An 18,711-nucleotide genomic window follows, 5' to 3' on the forward strand; every position below is an offset into this window, starting at 1 on the left:
GAAAGACCAGAACGACCGGAAGGGCGCGCCGATGGGTTTCGCTCAGCTCTACTACACCTCGTGCGAACACGGCCTGTCGGGGTACGCGGGATACCAGTTCAACGCGGCCACGCCCGGGGTGGACCCCCGGGTGCTGAGGGAGGTCGAGCGGTTCACCGTCTACGAGCCGCCGCGCCGCTCCTCCCCCGCCGGGGTCGCCGGACACCCCGTCAACCTCTGTTACGCGCCGGACCTCGGCGGGGTCCCCGTGGTGAGCCGGGTCGTGTCCAGCGGCGACGACCCCTCGGGGCGGCCGGGCAACTACTTCGCGCACAGCCTGGTCCCCGCGGGAGGCGACGGGGCCGGCGGTGTCCGGGACGGGGACCCGCTGCCGGCCGAGCTGTGGGACGCCGGCTTCTGGGCGGAGGCACCGGTCCGCGGCAACGGGCTCCCGGTCCTGGAGGTGCGGCGCGGCCCCTTGGACCGGCGCCGGACCGAGGCCTGGGCGCGCGGCCTGTCCCCGGAGGCGGTCGTGCGGCTGCTGGTCTGCGCGGACGGGGCCGTGGACGGCGCCCGGCCCCTCGTGCTCGTGGCCGACAGCTCCTCCGTCGCCCACTGGGTGGCGGCGCTGACCCACCTGATGCCGCCGGGGCGGGCGCGGATGCTGTCGTTCGCGACGTACGGCGGCGACCCGGACGGGACGCCGGTTCACGTCGTCGGGGTACCGCCGGGGACGGACACCTCGTCGTGGGAGGACCGGTTCACCGTGCACGCCCCGGAGGCGGACCCCCCCGGGAGGCTGCCCGAACCCGACGAGCGGTCGCGGGCGGTGGCCGACCGGCTGGTCCGGGCGGGGGCCCGTGGAGCGGTGGACCTGTGGCGCGGGGCCGCGCCCTACGCGTCGGGGAGGGAGCGGCGCCTGGCGGACTGGCGCCCGGTGCTGGCCGCGTCCGCTGCCCTGGCCGGCGGCCCCTCCGGCCCGGAGGACGTGCGGGCCGTCCGCGAGTGGTTGCCGGAGGCTGTGGAGTGGCTCGCCACCGGGGACACGGTGTCGCTCGCCACCTGGGTCCTGGACTCCGGCGCCGGGACGCTGGACGACGGGGCCCTGACCGGTGTGCAGGGGGTGGCCCACCGGGTGGGCGCGGACGAGGTCACCGAGCGGATCGAACGCGTCCTGGTGCGCCGGTCGCTGGACGGCATCGCCGGGGGCGGGACCGCGCCCCGGGTCGCGCCGATGCGGTCGGACGCGGTGCGCGCTGCGGCGCGGGAGCGCATCTCCGCGCTCCTGGCCGGCGCGCCCTCCGAGGAGCCCCCGCACGGTCGGGCCGCATGGGGCGGGACGGAACCGGACGGGGCCGGTCCGGAGGCCGGGGCGCCGGAAAGCGGGGCGCCCGGGGCCGAGGCGGCGCAGGCGTCCGGTGGGAGCACGGCGGCCCGGCGCGGCGGGGCCGGGGACGCGGCGCCGGGACCCGGGGCGCCCGCGAGGAGACCTCCCGCCGGGGAGGGCGCCCTCGGCCGCCGGAGCGGGGGCGCGGTGTCCGGGGGCGGCGGGGTGGCCCCGGACCGGGCCGTGGAACTGCTGCGCTGGGCGCGCGCGGGAGGGCTGGCGCCGTCGGCGGTGAGCCTGGAGAGGTACGGACGCGAGGTCGTCGCCCCGCTGCTGGCGGACCCCTGCTCCGGCCGTCCCCCCGCGTCCGGCGGCGCGGGGCCCGCCCCGCCGGCCGGGGGGCGGGGCGGGGCGTGGCCCGATCCCGCCGTGGCGTTCCTGTTGTCCCACCACCACGAGGTGCGGCGCGGCGCGGCGGAGCGGCTGGCGGCCCTGCCCCCCGACCGGCTCGCGGACGTGGCGGTCGGCCCGGTCGGCGCCCTGTTCGCCGGCGACCGCGACGGGGCCAGCGCGCGCCTTCGGGAGCTGCGCCGCCTGGGTACCGACGACCGCTCCGACCCCGTGGGGCTGCTGGCGTACGTGGTGTCGGTGCGCCGGGAGGGGCGGGCCTCGAACGCTCCGGGCCTGGCCGAGCACGACCTGGACGACGCCCTGCTGACCGAGGTGTGGGGGCCCGGGCACGGGCCGCACTCCACCCTGCTGGCCCTGCGGGCGATGCGCCCCGGGGTCCTGGTGTCCCCCGGCGTGGGCGGCTGGGTGGCCGAGGCGATGGTGGCCGCGCCCGCTCCGGACGGGGAGCGGGCGTGGCGGGACCTGGTGGACGAGGTGTCCCGGCACTGGCTGCGCGACCGGCTGCCGGTGGCGGGGCAGCGCGTGGTGGTGGAGTGGTCGGAGGTCCGCCCCCTCCTGGCCGGCCTCCACCGGGCCGGGGAGGAGCAGGGGCCGGAGCGGCTCGCCGCCGTGTACCGGGCTCTCGTGGAGGTCCACCCGGCGGTGGACGCCGTCGCCCGGCGGACGGTCGTGCGCGTGCTGTCCGGATGGCGGAGCCCCGGGACGCTGGCCGCGGCCCTGCGGGGGTGCCCGGAGGACGTGTTCGGGGCCTTCTGCGGGGAGGTCGCCGCCCGGCTGGCCGACGACCGGCCCGACACGGCGACGGCGGCCGTGGTGTACCTGGTCGCGGGACACGAGGACCTGGCGGGGCACGAGCGCGGGAGGCGCCTGGACTCGGCGGTGCTGTCCCCCGCCGTGGCGGCGTGGCGCCGCCGGCACCTCGCCGGGGTGCGCAGACAGCTGCCCCGGGAGGGGGCGGCGGCGTTCGACGAGTGGGCGCGGCTTCGGCGCGGGGACGGGGAGCGGAGACGGTTCGGGCTGGGGCGCCGGACGGGAGGGCGGCGGTCGTGAGCGGTCCCACGGGCGCCGCCGCGGGCGCCGAGGGCTCCGCGGCCCCGGGCGGCGCGGCGGCCCGGACGCGCGGAGGCGCCGCCGGCCGGCGGGAGGGAAGGGGCGGGACGGGGACCGCGCGGCGGGAGCGCGCAGGCCGGACACGGTCCCCGGGGTTCGCGGGGGAGCTGTGGCCGCGCCGGGACGGGGGCCGGGCGGACCTGGGGACGGGCTGCGCGGCCGCGGCGTCGGCGGCGGTGCTCGGGCTGGTGGTCGTCTACGTTCTGCGCTGGTGGCTGCTGGCGACCCTGGTGAGCGCCGTCGTCGCTCTGGGCGTCGCCGCCGCCGTGGTCGGCGGTTCCGTGCTGACGGGCCTGTACTTCCGCCGGACGCACGAGGTGATGTTCGGTGGCGGCCGCCCCGAGGACCCGCCCCCGGGCGAGGGGGAGGACCCGGCCCACCGCGCCTACCACGGGGGCCCCGCCTGGTGGGACCTGCGGACGATCGTGGGCCGGACGTGGACCGCGTCGGCGCTGTGGGGGGTGCTCCTGGGCGCGCACTTCGCCGTGCACGCCCTGGTGGTGGCCGCGTACCTGGCGGCGGCCTGGACGCTCGTGGGGGTGCTGCGGGTCGTGGACGCCGGGGTGCTGGCAGTCCGCAGGGTGCGGATGGTGTGCCCGGGCTGCTTCCTGCGGCTCGGCTACCCGGCGTACCTGTGCACGCGGTGCGGGCGCAGGCACGACGCGATCCGCCCGGGTCTCCGGGGACTGCTGCGGCGCCGGTGCCTGTGCGGGGCCCGGCTCCCCACGCTGCTCCTGCTGGGCTCGGCCGACCTGGACGCGCTGTGCCCGCACTGCGACCGGGGCCTGGACCACCGGCCCGGGGAGGCCCGGGAGTTCGTGCTGCCGGTGTTCGGCAGCGCGGGCGCGGGCAAGACCCGCCTGGTGGCGGGGATGAACCTGGCGCTGGCACAGGCCGCGCGGGGCACACGGGAGGCGTACGCGGAGCCCGTCGGCGAGGAGACCGTCCGGCGGCTGCGCGACGGCGAGCGGCTCCTGGCCGCGGCGCACCGCACCGGCCCCACTCCCCCGGGACGCGAGGTCCGCGGGCTGACGGTGCGTGTGGGGGCCGAGGGGCGGACCCTCCTCCTCCAGGTGTACGACGCGGCCGGGGAGCGGTTCAGCCGGTCGGCGACCACCGAGGAACTCGCCTACCTGGGGCAGGCGTCGACGTTCGTGCTGGTGGTGGACCCCCTGGGCGTCGAGGCGGTGTGGCGGTCCATGACCGCGGGGGAACGGTCGCGCCTGTCCGGGAACCGCTCGCGCGCCCGCGACCCCGAACTGGCGTACGGGGCGGTGCGCGACGAGATCCGGCGCCAGTACCGCATGACCGGCCGCAGGCTGCGGTCCCGGCGTGCACGGACCCGGCGGGCGCGGACCCGTCTGGCGGTGGTGGTCTCCCGTGGGGACCTGGTCCACGGCACCTCGGCGGCGCCCGGTGGGATGCCGCCGGAGGAGTGGGCGGCACGGATCCTGGGGCTCGGGAACCTTCTGCGGGACGCGGAGGCCGACTTCGGGGAGGTGCGGGTGTTCCTGGCGTCGTCGGTCGCCGACGGCTCCGGGATCGCGCACCCCAGCCTCTCCGCGCTGCTGCGGTGGGTGCTGGCCGGGGAGTCCGCCGCGTTCGCGGGGATGCTGGCCGGGCCCGCGCCCGGTTCCGGGGCGGGGGCGGCGCCGCGCGGCGCGCCCGTGCCCCTCGGCCCCGCCCCGCCCCGGCCCGAGCGCGTGGGAGGGTCCCGATGAGCGGCCGGGCCCCCGGGCACCGGGGCGCGCGCCGGACGATCGCCGTCACCGTCTACCTGGTCACCGGGGTACTGACGGCGGCCGCGGTCGCCGCCGCCGTCTGGTTCGGCGTCGCCGCCGTCCAGTCCGTGTGGGAGCACGCCCTCGCCCGGATGTGACGGCGCCCCGCCGGGACGGGAGGAACGCGGCTCCGGCCGCCCGGCCCGCCGGGAGGACCGGGCCGCGGTCGCAACCCGGTCGGCGGCCCGGGGTCCGCCTGTGGCACAGTGGCGGCGGAAGCGGTGACCACCGCCTGACCACGCATGACGGAAGGAAACCGATGGCCGTCTTCGCCGTCACCTACACCTACGCCGACGGGAGCGCCGCCGCACGCGACGAGCACCGCCCGGCCCACCGGGAGTACCTGGGCGGGCTCTCCGAGCGGGGCGTCAACCTGTGCTCGGGTCCGTTCGGCCCCGAGGAGGCGCCCGGCGCGCTGCTGCTGCTCCGGGCCGACTCCCGCGAGGAGGCGGTGGCCCACACGGAGAAGGACCCCTTCCGGGTCCAGGGCCTGGTGGCGGATGTCTCCGCCCAGGAGTGGGTCCCGGTGCTGGGACCGCTCTCCGAGCACTTCTGATCCGGCGCCCGGGGCGCGCGCCGCGGGAAGGGTCTCCCCGGCCGGTCCCGCGGCGCTCCCCCGGCCCCCGCGTGCGCTACTCCGGCGCGAAGCCGTTGTCCCTCATCCACCGCGGGTCGGGGGCGACCGGCTGGAGGATCTCCACGAAGAGCCCCTCCAGGCCGGCGACCTGGAAGCGGCGCTGCCCCCAGGGCTCGCTGACCAGCGGCAGGACGATCTCCAGTCCGGCCTCCCTCAGCCGCTTCTCCTCCGCGTCCACGTCCTGCACCAGGAAGGCGACGAGTGTTCCCGCCACCGTCCTGCCGAGCATCCCCTCGGCGAGGGACGCGTGGTCGCGCCGGACGAAGTCCAGCGACAGGTTCTTGTGCTGGGCGTGCTGGGCGTTGACGTACCAGCCGATGTCGGCGCCGATCTCGAAGCCGATGTGCTCGGCGAACCACTCGGCGCTCGCGCGCGGGTCGTCGCAGAGCACCGCCATGCCGATGAGGTCGATATTCACGGTGTTCTCCCCTGAGCCGTCCTTGACCACTTCAAACAAAGTACTACACTTTGAGTGGTCACAGCAAGCACCCCATTCCCGACGACTGGAGACCGAGACCATGCGGCAGAACCCCGAACGCAGGCGCGCCCTCCTGGACGCGGCCATCGACGTCCTGGCCGAGGAGGGCGCGCGGGGGCTCACCTTCCGGGCGGTGGACGCGCGCGCGGAGGTGCCGAAGGGCACCGCGTCGAACTACTTCGCCAACCGCGCCGAGCTCCTGCTCCAGGCGGGCGCGCACGTCCATGTGCGCCTGACCCCCACCGACGAGTTCATGGACCGGTTCGCGAACGCCCGGCCGTCCCGGGAGCAGACCCGGCTCGGCATGCAGGACCTGTTGCGGCGCATCGAGGACAACCGCAACGGCTACCTGGCGCTGCTGGAGCTCCGGCTGGAGGCCAACCGCCACCCGGGCATCCGCGAGGAGCTGACCCGCACCATCAAGGAGACACTGGAGGAGAACGTGCGCGCCCACCTGGAGGGCGGCTTCCCCGGCGACCGGACCACCGTGGTGACGCTCTACCTGGCGATGACGGGCCTGTTCATCGAGCACCTGACCCTGCCCGCGGTGCTCGCCGACGACGCCGCCGGCCCCCTGGTGGACCGCATGGTGGACCTCATCGTCCCCGGCCCCGACCAGGCATAGCCGCCCCCGCACGGGTCCGCGACGGCCGGTCCGCGCGTGCCCGGGAGAGGCCGCGGCGTCCGTTCCGTCCCGGAAAACCCCTGTCGGGGGACGGCTCCGGCGTGCGAGACTCCAGACTCTCGCGAGGAGGCCCCGTGCACACACACCACTTCGGCATCGTCACCGGCGACGGCCGCACCCGACGGGCCGTCGTCGAACTGCCGGGACGGCCCGACGCCGTCGTGACCGGCGACGACGAGGCCGGACTGGCGGACGAGATGGCCGAGGCCGTCGCCGGGCGCCTGGGCGTCTCCCCCGACGAGGTCGACGTGACCCTCTTCGGGCACGACGGCGACGACCCCTGCTACGCGGCGGCCGTCCTGTGCGACGGCGCCGGGTGGCACACGCGCTTCCCGGCCCAGGAGGACCTCCCCGCGGCCCTGGACCTCCCGGTGGCGCTGAGCCGGGAGGCGGCCGAGGGCCAGGCCCTGCGCGCGCTCGCCTCCGCGCTGGGCCGCCCGGCCGCGGGCCTGGACCTGGAGGTCGTCCGCATCGGGCCCGGCAGCGAGGACGCCGACGCGGACGAGGGGTGGGACGAGGACCGGGACGGTCCCTGACCGCTCCCCGGCACCGCGCCCGCGGGCTGCGGCCCGCGCCGCACGTGAGCCGCCGCCACCCGGCGCCCCCCTCCGCCCGTCCCCCGCCGGGCGCGGGCCCGGCGCCGGTCAGTCCTTGGGCGGGGCCGTGCTGCTGCGCTCCACCAGCCGTGTGGCCATCTCCACGCGGGTGGTCTCGGGCCGGTCCCCGCCGACCAGGTCGAGCAGCATGCGCGCGGCCATCTGCGCCATGTCGCGCAGGGGCTGGCGGACGGTGGTCAGCGGCGGAGTCGCCCACAGCGCCTCGGGCAGGTCGTCGAAGCCCACCACGCTGACGTCGTCCGGGACCCGCAGCCCGCGGTCGAACAGGGCCCCGTAGGCCCCCCTGGCCATCTGGTCCGACCCCGCGAAGATCGCGGTGGGGGGCTCGGGCAGCTCCAGGAGGGCGGCCGTCTCGGTCCGGCCCGTGTCCAGCAGGAAGTCGCCGTAGCGGATGTAGTCGTCGGGAACGGCGAGGCCCGCGTCGCGCATCGCGCTCCGGTAGCCGTCCACCCGCGCCCGGCTGCACATCACGTCCGGGGGGCCGCTCAGCGTGGCGATGCGCCGGTGGCCGAGGCCGATGAGGTGCTCGGTCGCGGCGACGCCCCCGGCCCAGTTGGTGGCGCCGACCGCCGGGACGCCCTTGGCGAGGTCGCCGACGGGGTCGACCACCACCACGGGTATGCCCAGCGCGTCCAGCTGGGCGTGCTGCGCGGCGGACAGCTCGGACAGGACCAGGACCACGCCGTCGGAGTTGCGCGCCTGGAGGTTGTCCAGCCACTTGCGCCCCGGGCGGGTGCGGCTGCGGTCGTGCACGGCGGAGACCACGATGCCGAACCCCGCCTCGTGGGTGACCTCCTCGACCCCGTCGAGGATCGCCATCGACCAGGGGCTGCCCAGGTCGAGGAAGACCAGGTCGATGAGGCCCACCGTGCGGTCGTCGCGGTGCCTGCGCGGCTGGTAGCGGTGCTGTTCCAGGAGCCGTTCCACCTGGCGGCGGGTCTCCGCGGCGACGTCGAGGCGACCGTTGAGCACCTTGGACACGGTCGGGACGGAGACCCCCGCCTCCTGAGCGATCTCCGCCAGGGTGGGTCGTCGCTGTGGCATGCGCCTCCTCGTCGGATCCGGGCCGGGAGCGGTTCGCGGCCCTTCAGGATTCTATCTCGAAACTTTTCGAGAGCATTCGCCGTAACCTACCCGAAATCAGAGGGGGCCTTGACGCACCCTCCCGGACAACTTAGCGTCGTGCCAACCGAAACATATCGAAATATTTCGAGAATTTCGACTCACGTCTCCCCCCGACGGAAGAACGGTGTCCCCATGAGAAGCACCCACCGGATACGTGTGATCGGCGGTACCTCCCTGGCCCTGGCCATGCTCCTGGCCACGGGCTGCGGGACGACCGGGCCCGGCGGCGGCGACGCCTTCCAGGTGTGGGCCCTGGAGGACGCCGCGGTGAACGAGCTGGTCGAAGCGGGCATCGAGGCCTACAACGCCGACAGCGACGTCCCCGCCGAACTCGTCACCTACGTCAACGACTCCTACAAGCAGCGGCTCCAGGTGGCCCTCGGCTCGCCCAACGCCCCCGACGTGTTCTTCAACTGGGGCGGCGGCAACCTGGCGCAGTACGTCGACGCCGGCCAGGCCGTCGACCTGACCGGGGCCCTGGAGGACGCGCCGGAGTTCCGGGACGCCTTCCTCCCCAGCGTGCTCGACGTCGCCCGGATCGACGACGCCTACTACGGCGTCCCCATCCTCGGCGTGCAGCCCGTCGTGCTGTTCCACAACAGGGCGGTCTTCGAGGAGGCCGGCATCGAGCCCCCCGAGACCTACGAGGAACTGCTCGACGCCGTCGACGCCTTCCAGGAGCAGGGCGTCACCCCCGTCACCCTCCCCGGGGCCCAGGGGTGGACCCAGCTGATGTGGTTCTCGTACCTGGTCGAGCGGATCGGCGGCCCCGACAGCTTCCAGGCCGTCGTCGACGGCGAGGCGGGCGCGTGGAGCGACCCGGCGATCGTCCGGGCCATGGAGATGTGCCGGGAGCTGGTGGACAGGGGCGCGTTCGGCACCAACTTCAGCTCCATCGACTACGACAACGGCAGCGCCTCGGCGCTGCTCGCCACCGGGGAGTCCGCCATGTTCCTCATGGGGACCTGGGACATCGCCCGCCAGCAGCAGGACAGCCCCGAGTTCATGGCGAGCGGCGACCTCGGGTACACGGCCTTCCCGACCGTGGAGGGCGGCGAGGGCGAGCCCGGGGCGATCGTCGGCAACCCCAGCAACTACTTCTCTGTCAACGCCGACAGCGGGCACACGGACGCGGCCGTGGACTTCCTGGTGGAGACCTTCGCCTCCGACGAGTACGTCGACGGGCTCATCGAGGCGGGCCAGGTGCCCCCCATCGAGGGCGTGGAGGACCGGCTCCAGGAGAGCGAGCACGCCGACTTCGCCGTCTTCACCCACCAGCTGGTCTCCGAGGCTCCGAGCTTCACCCAGTCGTGGGACCAGGCGCTCTCCCCGTCCGCCTCGCAGGCCCTGCTGACCAACCTCCAGCTGCTCTTCCTCGGCGACATCACCCCCGAGGAGTTCTCCCAGGACATGGAGCAGCACCTGTGAGGACCGCGACCCCCGCGGAGCGGCCCGGGTTCGCCTGGGCCGCTCCGGCCCTGCTGTTCTTCGGCCTGTTCGGCCTGGCGCCCGTCGCGGTGGTCGTCTACCTCAGCCTCACCGCGTGGAACGGGCTCGGCTCCCCGCAGTGGGTGGGCCTGGACAACTGGCGGGCGCTCCCGGGCGACGACGACGTCACCCGGGGACTGGGCGTCACCCTGGCACTGACCGCGCTGTGCTGGGCGACGCAGACCCCCCTGGCCCTGGCGTTCGGCACATGGGCGGCGGGACACCAGCGCGCACGGGCCGTGGCGAGCGCCGTGTTCTTCCTCCCGCTCCTGCTGTCCACCGCCGCCATCGCCCTGATCTGGAAGGCGCTGCTCGACCCGAACTTCGGCCTGCCCTCCCAGATCGGCCCCTGGATCGGGCTGCCCGACGGCAACGTGCTCGGCAACCGCTCACTGGCCCTGTACGCGATCGTCCTCATCCTGCTGTGGCAGTTCCTGCCGTTCCACATGCTGCTCTACCAGGCGGCGGCACGGCAGATCCCGACTTCCCTCTACGAGGCCGCGGAACTCGACGGGGCCTCCCCCCTCCGGAGGTTCTGGCACATCACCGTCCCCCAGCTGCGGCACACGATCATCGCCTCGTCCGTGCTGATCCTGGTCGGGTCGATGACCTACTTCGAGACCGTCCTGCTGCTCACCGACGGCGGTCCGGGCAACGCGACCCGCATCCTGCCGCTGCACATGTACGACCAGGGCTTCATCGCCTTCGAGATGGGCTACGCGAGCGCCGTCGCGGTGCTGCTGGTCGTGATCGGCACCGGGCTGTCGCTGCTGGTGGTGCGCGTGACCGGCTACGCCCGTATGACCAGCCAGAGAGAGGGAGTGTGACATGGCCGCCCGAACCAGGCCCTCCGTCGGCGGCGGGATCGGGGCCGCGCTGTGGCTCGTCGTCGTCGCCGTGCCGATCTACTACCTGCTCGTCACCAGCCTGCGCGGGCCGGGCGACTACATGGCCGACGGCCCGCTGGCCCTGCCCGACAACCTGACCCTGGACAACTACCTCAACGTCCTCGAGGTGGGGTTCCTGCGGTTCCTCGCCAACAGCCTGGTCGTGGCGTGCGGCTCCGTGGCGCTGGTCCTCGCCGTGGCCCTGCCGGCGGCGTTCGCGATCGTGCGCGGCCGCAGCCGCGCCCTCCGCGTGGCGTTCCTGCTGTTCCTGCTGGGGCTGGCGGTCCCCGCCCAGGCGGTGATCATCCCGATCTACCTGATCATCACCCGTCTGAGCCTGTACGACAGCCTCACCGCGATCATCCTGCCCACCGCCGCGTTCACACTGCCGATCTCCATCGTGGTGCTGACCAGCTCGCTGCGCGACGTGCCCGGCGAGCTCTACGAGGCGATGGCGCTGGACGGCGCCACCAACCTCCAGGCGTTCCTGCGCCTAGTGCTCCCCCTGGCGCGCCCCGGCGTGGTCACCGTGGCCATCTTCGTGGGGCTCAACGCCTGGAACAACTTCCTCTTCCCGCTGGTGCTCACCCAGAGCGAGGAGAACCGCGTCCTCCCCCTGGGCCTGTGGTCCTTCCAGACCCAGTACGGCACCGACGTGCCCGGCCTGATGGCCGCCGTGGTCCTCTCCACCCTGCCGATCTTCGCCCTCTACCTGTTCGGGCGCAGGCACCTCCTGGGCGGGCTGGCCGCGGGGTTCGGCAAGTAGGAAACCCCTCCCGACCACACGCGAACCGCACTGACGAAAGGCCACGATGACGATCCTCCCCGCCACCGCCGCGCTCTCCGGGACCATCGCCAACCCGGTGCTGCCCGGGTTCCACCCCGACCCCTCGATCCTGCGGGTCGGGGACGACTACTACCTGGCCACGTCGACCTTCGAATGGTGCCCGGGGGTGGTGCTGCACCACTCCAGGGACCTGGTCCGCTGGCGTCCCCTGGGCGGTGCGCTGACCGAGGCGCGGCTCCTGGACCTGAGGGGGCGCCGGGACTCCGCCGGCGTGTGGGCCCCCTGCCTCTCCCACAAGGAGGGGCTGTTCTACCTGATCTTCACGAACGTGGAGAACTACGCGGGCGGCTTCTGGGACACCCCCAACCTCGTGACCACCGCACCGGCGGTCACCGGCCCCTGGTCGGACCCGGTGCCCCTGCACTCCAAGGGGTTCGACCCGTCGGTCTTCCACGACGCGGACGGCCGCAGCTGGGTGCTGTCCAACCTGAACGACTGGCGCCCCGACAGGAACGCGTTCAAGGGGATCGTGCTCCAGGAGCTGGACACCGACGCGATGCGCCTGGTCGGCGAGGCCCGGCTGATCTTCGCCGGGACCGAGGCGGGTGTGACCGAGGGGGCGCACCTGTACCGCAAGGACGGCTGGTACTACCTGATGACCGCCGAGGGCGGGACCACCTGGGACCACCAGGTCACGGTGGCGAGGTCGCGCCGGATCGAGGGCCCCTACGAGCCCGACCCGGCCGGCCCGACCCTGACCTCGCGCCCCGACCCCTCGCTGGTCCTCCAGAAGGCCGGCCACGGGAGCCTGGTGGAGACCCGGGACGGCGAGTGGTTCCTGGCGCACCTGGCCTCGCGCCCCCTCACCGAGCGCGGGAGGTGCGTGCGCGGACGGGAGACGGCGCTCCAGCGCGTGGCCTGGTCGCCCGAGGGGTGGCCGCGGGTGGAGGGGGCCGCGCCCCGCGAGGAGGTGCCCGGCCCCGGGCTGGAGCCCCACCCGTGGCCGGAGCCCCCGGAGACGGACGGCTTCGACGCCGCCGAGCTCCGTCCCGAGTGGAGCACCCTGCGGCGCCACGCCTCCGCGGACTGGCTGTCGCTGGAGGAGCGCCCGGGGCACCTGCGCGTCCGGGGCGGGCAGTCCCCCGCGGGCACCGGGTCGCCGAGCCTGGTGGCGCGGCGCGTCCAGCACGAGCGGTGCGCCATGGAGACGGTGATGGAGTTCCGCACCCGCACCTTCCAGCAGATGGCCGGCCTCACGGCGTACTACAACACCCGGCACTGGCACTACCTGCGGATCGGTTTCGACGAGGAGGAGGGGATGTTCGCGAGGGTCCTCACCTGCGACCGGGGCCGGTACCGGGAGGTCGGGCACCGTGTCGTGGTCGAGGACTGGGAGCGGTACCACATGAGGGCCGCGATCGACGGCGCCGAACTGCGGTTTGGCCTCTCCCGGGACGGGCGCTCGTGGACCGACATGGGCGTGGTGCTGGACGCGGGGATCCTCTCCGACGACCACGCGGCCGAGCGCGAGGGCGGCGAGGGCGGCCATCCGGACCGGGAGGGCAACGCCGGCCTGGTGAGGGCCTGGGGTTTCACGGGCGCCTTCCTCGGCCTGTGGGTGCACGATCTCGCCGGGACCGGGTGCCACGCCGACTTCGACCACGCGTCGTACCGGGAGACGGTGCGCCCCGCCCGGTGATCCCGCGCCGGTGCGGCGGACGGGGGCCGGTCCCGACCCCCGGGGTCGGGGCGCCGGCCCCGGGGGTCGGGGCAGCGGGGTCCGGCGGGCGCGGGTCCCGGGGCTGCGGGCCGCCGCGGGGCGGCACACGGCCGGGCGCTGTGACGCACGGCGCGCTCCGGCGCAAGGAGCGGGCGGGCCGCAGGGCCCGTCCACTCGTTTACGGAGCCGCAGGCGTCACACTGTCACCATTTTCGGACCGACCACAATTGCCTTGAGGTCCCATCCCCCGCGCGTCACGGGAGCGGGCCGGCGCCGAGGCGGGCCCGGGGCCCGACCGCGGGGACGGACGGAACGGAGCGGGCCCCGCGCGTCCGTGACACGCGGGGCCCGTCAGGGCTTCCCGGAGGCCGGGGCGCCACGCCCGTCAGGACCGCCGGGCGGCGGCCCGGTCGGCCCCGTCGCGGGCGCCCTCGCGGCCCGGGCCCGTCTGTCCGGGCTCCGGCCGCCCGGCGCCCCCACCGGGCCGGTTGGCCTGGTGGAAGGCCTGCTGGGCCTGGTTCTGCCGCTCCCACCGCACGAAGCGCTCGCTCTCGCCGAGCGCCATCGTGGTCAGCCACACGGCGACGCCGATGTCGTCCGCGAGGCCGAGCAGGGGGATGAACAGTTCGGGAACGAAGTCGACCGGCGAGACGATGTAGACCGCCAGCACCAGCATGCCGAGCAGCTTCCCGCTGCTCAGATCCGGGTACCGGCCGCGCATCTTGGCCCCGAGCATGCGTGGGACGGCCCCGACCCGCTTCCAGACAGAGATGTCGGTGTCGGAGTTCTGGATGACCTGCCAGGCGGCGGCTCCGGCCGCGGCACGGTTTGCCTTGCGCATCGTTGGTCTCCTCAGGGGGCGTCTGACTTCTCAAGATATGACGCGAAGTCCCCCCGATTCGTTCCCGCGGGAGCACGACCCAACCCCCGACGAGACGCACACGACACACGTGCCCGCCGGGGAGTTTTCCACAGTTCGGCCGCGGGCACTGGTGGGAGGCGGAGCGGAGGGGCATCCTTGGGTGGGAAGGACGGAGGTGAGGAAACGAACGCGCGCACATCCCGCGAACACGGCGGGCAAGGCACACACACGTCCACCGGGCCGGCGGAGAACGGCCCGCCCGCCCCCTGGCGGCACGCGACCGGCCTCCCGCCCCGGGCCGGTCCCCCGGGACCCGCGCGGGAGGCGCCGCGCACGGGCCGCGCACGCGGGTTCCCGCCCCCGGCCCTTCCGGCCGGCCCGCGCCTCCTGTTCAATGGCGACAAATGCGAGGTCTCCCCCCTTCAGCCACACATTCGTTACGATGCGTTCGGGTGGCACCTTCGACGCGGAAGGCCGCTCTGCTTCAGATCTCTCCCGAGCGCGCAGAACCGATGGAGCTTGCCCAGTGTCCAGAGCCCAACCTCGGTCGGCGACGACCGTCGCCCTGTTGGCGGATATCCCCAGCACGGGCCATGTGGGCGAGGTCCGGGCGCAGCGGTTCGCGATGCGGGGCGAGGGCATCGGCGAGCGCAGCTCCGCGTTCGTCGCCTTCGCCAGGCAGCAGGTGGACGCCGGCCGCAAGGTCGTCGCGCTCTACCCCGCCTGGCGGTCCGAGGACGCCGAACGCGCGATCAACTTCGCGCGCGGCTCCATGCGCACCGACCACGTCGCGGGGATCGCCGTCGACCTCTCCCCCCTGGCGCTGTCACTGATCGCGGACCAGCTCGCCTACCTCGCCCCCTACCTGCCGCCGGGCATGGTCGCCGCGCTCTGCGACGAACTCCCCCGGCACCTGCTCGCGGGCGCCTGGCTGAAGACGGTCTCCGGCCTGTCCACCATCCCCACCTCGATGCGCCAGCACATGGGCTCCTTCGCCCCGTCCGTGTCCTTCCTCGCCTACTGCGCCCCCACGGCCCGCGTGGGACGCCTGCGTCCGGCCGACGTCTCCCGGACACTGCCCTTCCGCCCGGTCCAGCCGGTCCAGCTGCTCTGCTCCACCCCCGACCCGGCCATCACCGGGGTCTTCGACGACAACCTGCCGCAGGCCATCCAGCCGGTGGCCACACGCACCCTTCCCGCCCAACCGCTCGGGCCCGTGTACTGGGGGACGTCCCGGTACGTGGAGTTCGTGGCCCTGAGCGCCCACCCCCAGGCGCTCGCCTACGCGGCGGGCGCCATTCGCGCCTCCTACTGCTCCTGGTGCGGCGAACCCATGTCGGGCAGACCGTGCCCCTTCTGCTCGGCCGACAGCCCCCGGACCGGCGCCGGCGTCCGGACACCGCAGGCGCCCCGGCCCCCCGTGCCCGAATCCGCGCCCCGGCCGCAGCGGCGCCCGCCCTCCGGACCCGCGCGGGGCCCGGTGGAGGACCCGCCGCCCGGCCACGCGCGAGGCCGGCGCCGGGCGGGGCCCGTACCCTCCGACCCGCCGTCCGACGGCGCTCCCCCGCCCCCGGGCGGCGGGGACGCCTCCGACGGCGGCCCGACCCCACCGACCGCCGACCGGCCGGAGGGCGCCCCGTTCGCGGGCCGCGCCCTGTGGCCCGGGACACCCAGGACCTACTCCCGCTAGGGCCCGCGACCGCGCCGGCCCGACGGGCGGACGGCTCCGCGACGACACTGGAAACGGAAAAGACCCCCTATGAACCCCCGTCAGCGACGTGGCGTGCTGCTCATGGTCGTCGCCGCCATCGGCGCCGTCGCCGTGTTCGCGTCCGTGTTCACCTACCTCAACTCGCAGCAGGACCGCCTGGGCGAGTTCGCGACCGTCCTCCGCCTGTCGGAGGACGTGGACGCCTACCAGCCCGTCGGCGAGGACTCCGTCGAACGGGTGCAGGTGCCGAGGATGTACTTCGACCCCGAGGTGTTCATCACCGACCTGGCCGACGTGGACACCCCCGCCGACCAGGAGCTCGTCGCCGCCTCCCACCTGGAGGAGGGCGTCTACCTCCAGCGCGGCATGGTGCAGCCCCAGCCCACCCTCACCACGGGTGAGCGGGAGATCGCGATCATGGTCGACGCCGAGACCGGTGTCGCGGGCAAGGTGCAGCGCGGATCCTTCGTGGACATCTACGGCACGTTCCAGCCGCGCGACCACGGTGAGGCGTGCGCGGTGCGGATCATCACCGAGGTCGAGGTCCTCGACATCGGGGAGCTCCGCTCCCAGGAGCGCGAGAACGGCGGTGTCTCCGGGGTCGTCCCGGTGACCTTCCGCCTCGATCCGCAGGCGGCGCTCCAGCTCGCCTACGCGGAGGACTTCTCCACCAAGCTCCGGCTGGCCCTGGTGAGCGCCGACGGCGGCGGCTCGCCCGGGGCCAGCGAGTTCTGCAGCGGGGACTTCGACGACCTCGCCGGGGGCGCGACCCCCGACGAGGGAGAGACGACCGACGAGCGGCCCGCGCCGCATGGGGGGTAGACGTTGATGTTCCGAGTCCTGGCGGGGATGCCCACCTCCGAGGCGGAGCTGGTGCTGGCCGCCCGCTTCGAGGAGCTGGGCAGCGCCGAACTGGTGGCCTCCCGGCCCACCACCTCCGCGCTGATCGACGCGGCGGGGGAGTTCCCCGAGATCGACGTCGTGCTCATCCACCAGGAACTGGGGCCCGCCCCGGTGTTCGACGCCATCCGCGACCTGTCCCACCGCCACCCCCAGCTCGCGATCCTCCTGGTCTCCCCCACCATGGACCCCGACACGTTCACCGGGGCGATGGAGGCCGGCGCACGGGGCGTGCTGCCCCACGACTCCGGGATCGCCGAGCTGGAGACCCGTGTCACCAAGGCAGCTGAGTGGTCGCGGACCCTGCGCCGCCACCTGGAGTCGGCGTCCCTGGACCTGCCCGCCTCGGGGGTGCGCGGCCGGATCATGGCCGTCAGCGGCGCCAAGGGGGGCGTGGGCGCCACCACCTGCGCCGTCCACCTCGCGATGGTCGCGGCGGCCGCCGGACGGGTCGTGTGCCTGGTGGACCTCGACCTCCAGACGGGCGACCTGCCCGCGTTCCTCAACCTGCGCCACCGCCGCTCCATCAGCGACCTGGTCGACGCCGGGGACGACATCACCCCGGGGATGCTCGCCGAGACCCTGTACGTGGACCACCGCGGCCCGCACGTGCTGCTCGCTCCCGAGCACGGCGAACGCGGCGAGGACGTCACCGCCCGCGCCACCCGCCGTGTCCTCAACGCGCTGCGCTCCCGGTACGAGCTGGTGGTGGTGGACTGCGGCTCGACCATGAACGAGGCCACCGCCATGGCGGTGGAGCTCGCCGACACCGCGGTCGTCACCGTCACCCCCGACGTCCCGGCCCTGCGCGGCGCCCAGCGGCTCATGGGCATGTGGGAACGGCTGCAGATCCGCTCCCACGAGGACGTGTACTCGCTGGTCACACGGCACAGCCGCAAGAACGAGATCCAGCCGGACTTCCTCCAGCAGCTGCTGGGCACCAGGGTGCTGCGCACCCCGGTCCCCGCGGCCTACCGGGCCCTCGAACCCGGGGAGAACAACGGCGATCCGACCAAGGTCACCGACGAGGGCCTGCGCAAGGCCTTCGCGCGCCTGGCCGCGGAGCTGGACCTGCTGAGCCCGCCGGCCCCTCCGGGCAGCGGCGGCAAGGGCGGGCCGACCACGCCCTCCGGCGGGCTGGGGTCGTTCGCCGCCCTCGCGGACCGCCAGGCGCTCGCGCCGTCCACCCGCGACGTGTCCGGGTTCCTCAACGCGTCGGTCCCCGACCCGGCCCGCAGGGCCGCCAACGGGTCCTCGGCGACCCCGTCGGGCGGCCACCCGGCGGCGGGGCCCTGGGGCGGCGGGGGCCGCGGTGGGTTCGATGGCTGAGCCGCGGTCCGCGCGCGCACGGCGCCGCCGCGACGACGGCGCGGTCATCGTCGAGTTCGCGGCCGCGGTGCCGTTCATGATGCTCGCCCTGGCACTGGTGTGGCAGGTCCTGCTCCTCGGCATCACCTCGATGTACGCCTCGCACGGCGCCGCCGAGGCCGCCCGCCAGGCCTCCGTGACCCCCGACGACATGGAGCGCGTCGGTGAGGAGGCACGCAAACGGGTGCGTCCGCCGTGGGACGGCGAGGACGTGATGACGGTGAGCGTCGTCGAGCGCGACGGCGGGCGGTTCGCCCGGGTCACCCTCGCCATGCCGATCTTCCTGCCCGGGGTCACGGGGCCGTGGGACATCACCGGTGAGGCCCTGGTCGTCCCCGAGGTGGAGCCGCGGGGGACCACGCCATGAGCCGACCGACCGCCGGCCCCGGCCGGGGCGGCCCCGCCGCCCGGAGGTCCTCCCCCGGGCGCCCGCGCGGTGGAGCCGCACGGCGCGTACCGCTCGGCGCCCGGCCGGGGCGGGACGCCGACCGCGGCGGCCCGCTCCTGGAGTTCGCGGCGTTCTTCCCGATCCTGCTCCTGACCGCGGTCGTCGCGATCGAGGCGTTCCTGGCCTTCGTCGCCGTCGAGCGCCTGGAGTCGGCCGCGCGCGCCGGCGCCCGGGTGGCCGGGGCCGAGCAGTTGCCGGGCGCGGAGGCGGCGGCCCGGGAGGCCCTGCCCTCGTGGCTGGACGGCGCGACCGTCACCAGCGGGACCAACGACAGCGAGGGCTTCTACGTGGAGGTGTCGCACCCGCTGCCCATCGTGTTCTCGGCGTCGGGGCTCGACCTGACCCTGACGCGTCGCGTGGACATGCCCAATGTGTGAGGCGGGAGCGGCG

The 18,711-nt window shown here is 74.9% G+C and carries 18 protein-coding genes; 15 read left to right on the plus strand and 3 right to left on the minus strand.

What is annotated here, in order from left to right:
• The first annotated feature begins 31 nt into the window (after positions 1–31).
• From ACIRPH_RS04815 to ACIRPH_RS04830, 4 genes are all read left to right on the plus strand, one after another.
• Positions 32–2,767: a GTPase-associated protein 1-related protein gene (locus ACIRPH_RS04815; protein ID WP_402909218.1), complete on the plus strand. Its 2,736-nt coding sequence runs from the start codon at positions 32–34 to the stop codon at positions 2,765–2,767.
• The gene (locus ACIRPH_RS04820; RefSeq protein WP_402909221.1) at positions 2,764–4,548 is read left to right on the plus strand and encodes a hypothetical protein; all 1,785 of its coding nucleotides are present in this window, start codon (positions 2,764–2,766) and stop codon (positions 4,546–4,548) included. Before ACIRPH_RS04815 ends, ACIRPH_RS04820 begins: the two co-directional genes overlap by 4 nt.
• Entirely contained in the window at positions 4,545–4,706 is a 162-nt protein-coding gene (locus tag ACIRPH_RS04825; protein ID WP_402909223.1) for a hypothetical protein, read from the plus strand. The genes ACIRPH_RS04820 and ACIRPH_RS04825 overlap by 4 nt, the downstream gene beginning before the upstream one ends.
• 161 nt (positions 4,707–4,867) lie before the next feature.
• Positions 4,868–5,164, plus strand: coding sequence for a YciI family protein (locus ACIRPH_RS04830; protein ID WP_402909226.1), 297 nt, complete (start codon positions 4,868–4,870; stop codon positions 5,162–5,164).
• Between the two features lie 76 nt (positions 5,165–5,240).
• Here the strand turns inward: ACIRPH_RS04830 and ACIRPH_RS04835 are convergent, their stop codons facing one another.
• A complete protein-coding gene (locus tag ACIRPH_RS04835) occupies positions 5,241–5,663 on the minus strand; it encodes a VOC family protein (protein WP_402909229.1) in 423 nt (140 codons plus the stop codon).
• Positions 5,664–5,763: 100 nt separating this feature from the next.
• Between ACIRPH_RS04835 and ACIRPH_RS04840 the strand changes: the two genes are divergently transcribed.
• On the plus strand, positions 5,764–6,348 hold the full coding sequence (locus ACIRPH_RS04840) for a TetR/AcrR family transcriptional regulator (RefSeq protein ID WP_402909231.1): 585 nt from the start codon (positions 5,764–5,766) through the stop codon (positions 6,346–6,348).
• 134 nt (positions 6,349–6,482) lie between these two features.
• Entirely contained in the window at positions 6,483–6,944 is a 462-nt protein-coding gene (locus ACIRPH_RS04845) for a hypothetical protein (RefSeq protein WP_402909234.1), read from the plus strand.
• Between the two features lie 108 nt (positions 6,945–7,052).
• Here ACIRPH_RS04845 and ACIRPH_RS04850 read toward each other — a convergent pair whose 3' ends face one another.
• Complete coding sequence (locus ACIRPH_RS04850; RefSeq protein ID WP_402909236.1) at positions 7,053–8,069, minus strand: LacI family DNA-binding transcriptional regulator; 1,017 nt, start codon at positions 8,067–8,069, stop codon at positions 7,053–7,055.
• Between the two features lie 213 nt (positions 8,070–8,282).
• On the opposite strand from ACIRPH_RS04850, the gene ACIRPH_RS04855 reads away from it, so the two are divergent.
• From ACIRPH_RS04855 to ACIRPH_RS04870, 4 genes are read left to right on the plus strand one after another with little or no spacing between them, the layout of a single operon-like run.
• Positions 8,283–9,578 carry an ABC transporter substrate-binding protein gene (locus ACIRPH_RS04855; protein ID WP_402909239.1) on the plus strand — a complete coding sequence of 432 codons (1,296 nt, stop codon included), beginning with the start codon at positions 8,283–8,285 and terminating at the stop codon, positions 9,576–9,578.
• The gene (locus tag ACIRPH_RS04860) at positions 9,575–10,465 is read left to right on the plus strand and encodes a carbohydrate ABC transporter permease (RefSeq protein ID WP_402909242.1); all 891 of its coding nucleotides are present in this window, start codon (positions 9,575–9,577) and stop codon (positions 10,463–10,465) included. The genes ACIRPH_RS04855 and ACIRPH_RS04860 overlap by 4 nt, the downstream gene beginning before the upstream one ends.
• 1 nt (position 10,466) lies before the next feature.
• Positions 10,467–11,291, plus strand: coding sequence for a carbohydrate ABC transporter permease (locus tag ACIRPH_RS04865; protein WP_402909245.1), 825 nt, complete (start codon positions 10,467–10,469; stop codon positions 11,289–11,291).
• Positions 11,292–11,337: 46 nt separating this feature from the next.
• The gene (locus tag ACIRPH_RS04870) at positions 11,338–13,011 is read left to right on the plus strand and encodes a glycoside hydrolase family 43 protein (RefSeq protein ID WP_402909247.1); all 1,674 of its coding nucleotides are present in this window, start codon (positions 11,338–11,340) and stop codon (positions 13,009–13,011) included.
• Between the two features lie 406 nt (positions 13,012–13,417).
• Here the strand turns inward: ACIRPH_RS04870 and ACIRPH_RS04875 are convergent, their stop codons facing one another.
• Positions 13,418–13,873, minus strand: coding sequence for a YkvA family protein (locus ACIRPH_RS04875; protein ID WP_402909250.1), 456 nt, complete (start codon positions 13,871–13,873; stop codon positions 13,418–13,420).
• 589 nt (positions 13,874–14,462) lie between these two features.
• Between ACIRPH_RS04875 and ACIRPH_RS04880 the strand changes: the two genes are divergently transcribed.
• The 5 genes from ACIRPH_RS04880 (at position 14,463) to ACIRPH_RS04900 (ending at position 18,698) form a co-directional block, all read left to right on the plus strand.
• Positions 14,463–15,584: a hypothetical protein gene (locus tag ACIRPH_RS04880; protein WP_402909252.1), complete on the plus strand. Its 1,122-nt coding sequence runs from the start codon at positions 14,463–14,465 to the stop codon at positions 15,582–15,584.
• A gap of 69 nt (positions 15,585–15,653) precedes the next feature.
• Positions 15,654–16,427 (plus strand): Flp pilus assembly protein CpaB, encoded by a 774-nt coding sequence (cpaB, locus tag ACIRPH_RS04885; protein WP_402909255.1) that lies wholly within the window; start codon positions 15,654–15,656, stop codon positions 16,425–16,427.
• Between the two features lie 6 nt (positions 16,428–16,433).
• A complete protein-coding gene (locus tag ACIRPH_RS04890) occupies positions 16,434–17,834 on the plus strand; it encodes a CpaE family protein (RefSeq protein ID WP_402909258.1) in 1,401 nt (466 codons plus the stop codon).
• On the plus strand, positions 17,827–18,240 hold the full coding sequence (locus tag ACIRPH_RS04895; protein WP_402909261.1) for a TadE/TadG family type IV pilus assembly protein: 414 nt from the start codon (positions 17,827–17,829) through the stop codon (positions 18,238–18,240). The genes ACIRPH_RS04890 and ACIRPH_RS04895 overlap by 8 nt, the downstream gene beginning before the upstream one ends.
• The gene (locus ACIRPH_RS04900; protein WP_402909264.1) at positions 18,237–18,698 is read left to right on the plus strand and encodes a TadE/TadG family type IV pilus assembly protein; all 462 of its coding nucleotides are present in this window, start codon (positions 18,237–18,239) and stop codon (positions 18,696–18,698) included. The genes ACIRPH_RS04895 and ACIRPH_RS04900 overlap by 4 nt, the downstream gene beginning before the upstream one ends.
• Positions 18,699–18,711: the final 13 nt, after the last annotated feature.

It is taken from the genome of Nocardiopsis sp. NPDC101807 (assembly GCF_044766605.1).
GTDB classification, from domain to species: Bacteria; Actinomycetota; Actinomycetes; order Streptosporangiales; family Streptosporangiaceae; genus Nocardiopsis; species Nocardiopsis tropica.

Excerpts from the sequence above, each read along its gene's own strand:
- ACIRPH_RS04815 (WP_402909218.1), top strand. The coding sequence starts at position 32 with ATGGGTTTCGCTCAGCTCTACTACACCTCGTGCGAACACGGCCTGTCG.
- ACIRPH_RS04825 (WP_402909223.1), top strand. The coding sequence starts at position 4,545 with ATGAGCGGCCGGGCCCCCGGGCACCGGGGCGCGCGCCGGACGATCGCC.
- ACIRPH_RS04830 (WP_402909226.1), top strand. The coding sequence starts at position 4,868 with ATGGCCGTCTTCGCCGTCACCTACACCTACGCCGACGGGAGCGCCGCC.
- ACIRPH_RS04840 (WP_402909231.1), top strand. The coding sequence starts at position 5,764 with ATGCGGCAGAACCCCGAACGCAGGCGCGCCCTCCTGGACGCGGCCATC.
- ACIRPH_RS04850 (WP_402909236.1), bottom strand. The coding sequence starts at position 8,069 with ATGCCACAGCGACGACCCACCCTGGCGGAGATCGCTCAGGAGGCGGGG.
- ACIRPH_RS04855 (WP_402909239.1), top strand. The coding sequence starts at position 8,283 with ATGAGAAGCACCCACCGGATACGTGTGATCGGCGGTACCTCCCTGGCC.
- ACIRPH_RS04865 (WP_402909245.1), top strand. The coding sequence starts at position 10,467 with ATGGCCGCCCGAACCAGGCCCTCCGTCGGCGGCGGGATCGGGGCCGCG.
- ACIRPH_RS04870 (WP_402909247.1), top strand. The coding sequence starts at position 11,338 with ATGACGATCCTCCCCGCCACCGCCGCGCTCTCCGGGACCATCGCCAAC.
- ACIRPH_RS04875 (WP_402909250.1), bottom strand. The coding sequence starts at position 13,873 with ATGCGCAAGGCAAACCGTGCCGCGGCCGGAGCCGCCGCCTGGCAGGTC.
- cpaB (WP_402909255.1), top strand. The coding sequence starts at position 15,654 with ATGAACCCCCGTCAGCGACGTGGCGTGCTGCTCATGGTCGTCGCCGCC.
- ACIRPH_RS04890 (WP_402909258.1), top strand. The coding sequence starts at position 16,434 with ATGTTCCGAGTCCTGGCGGGGATGCCCACCTCCGAGGCGGAGCTGGTG.
- ACIRPH_RS04895 (WP_402909261.1), top strand. The coding sequence starts at position 17,827 with ATGGCTGAGCCGCGGTCCGCGCGCGCACGGCGCCGCCGCGACGACGGC.
- ACIRPH_RS04900 (WP_402909264.1), top strand. The coding sequence starts at position 18,237 with ATGAGCCGACCGACCGCCGGCCCCGGCCGGGGCGGCCCCGCCGCCCGG.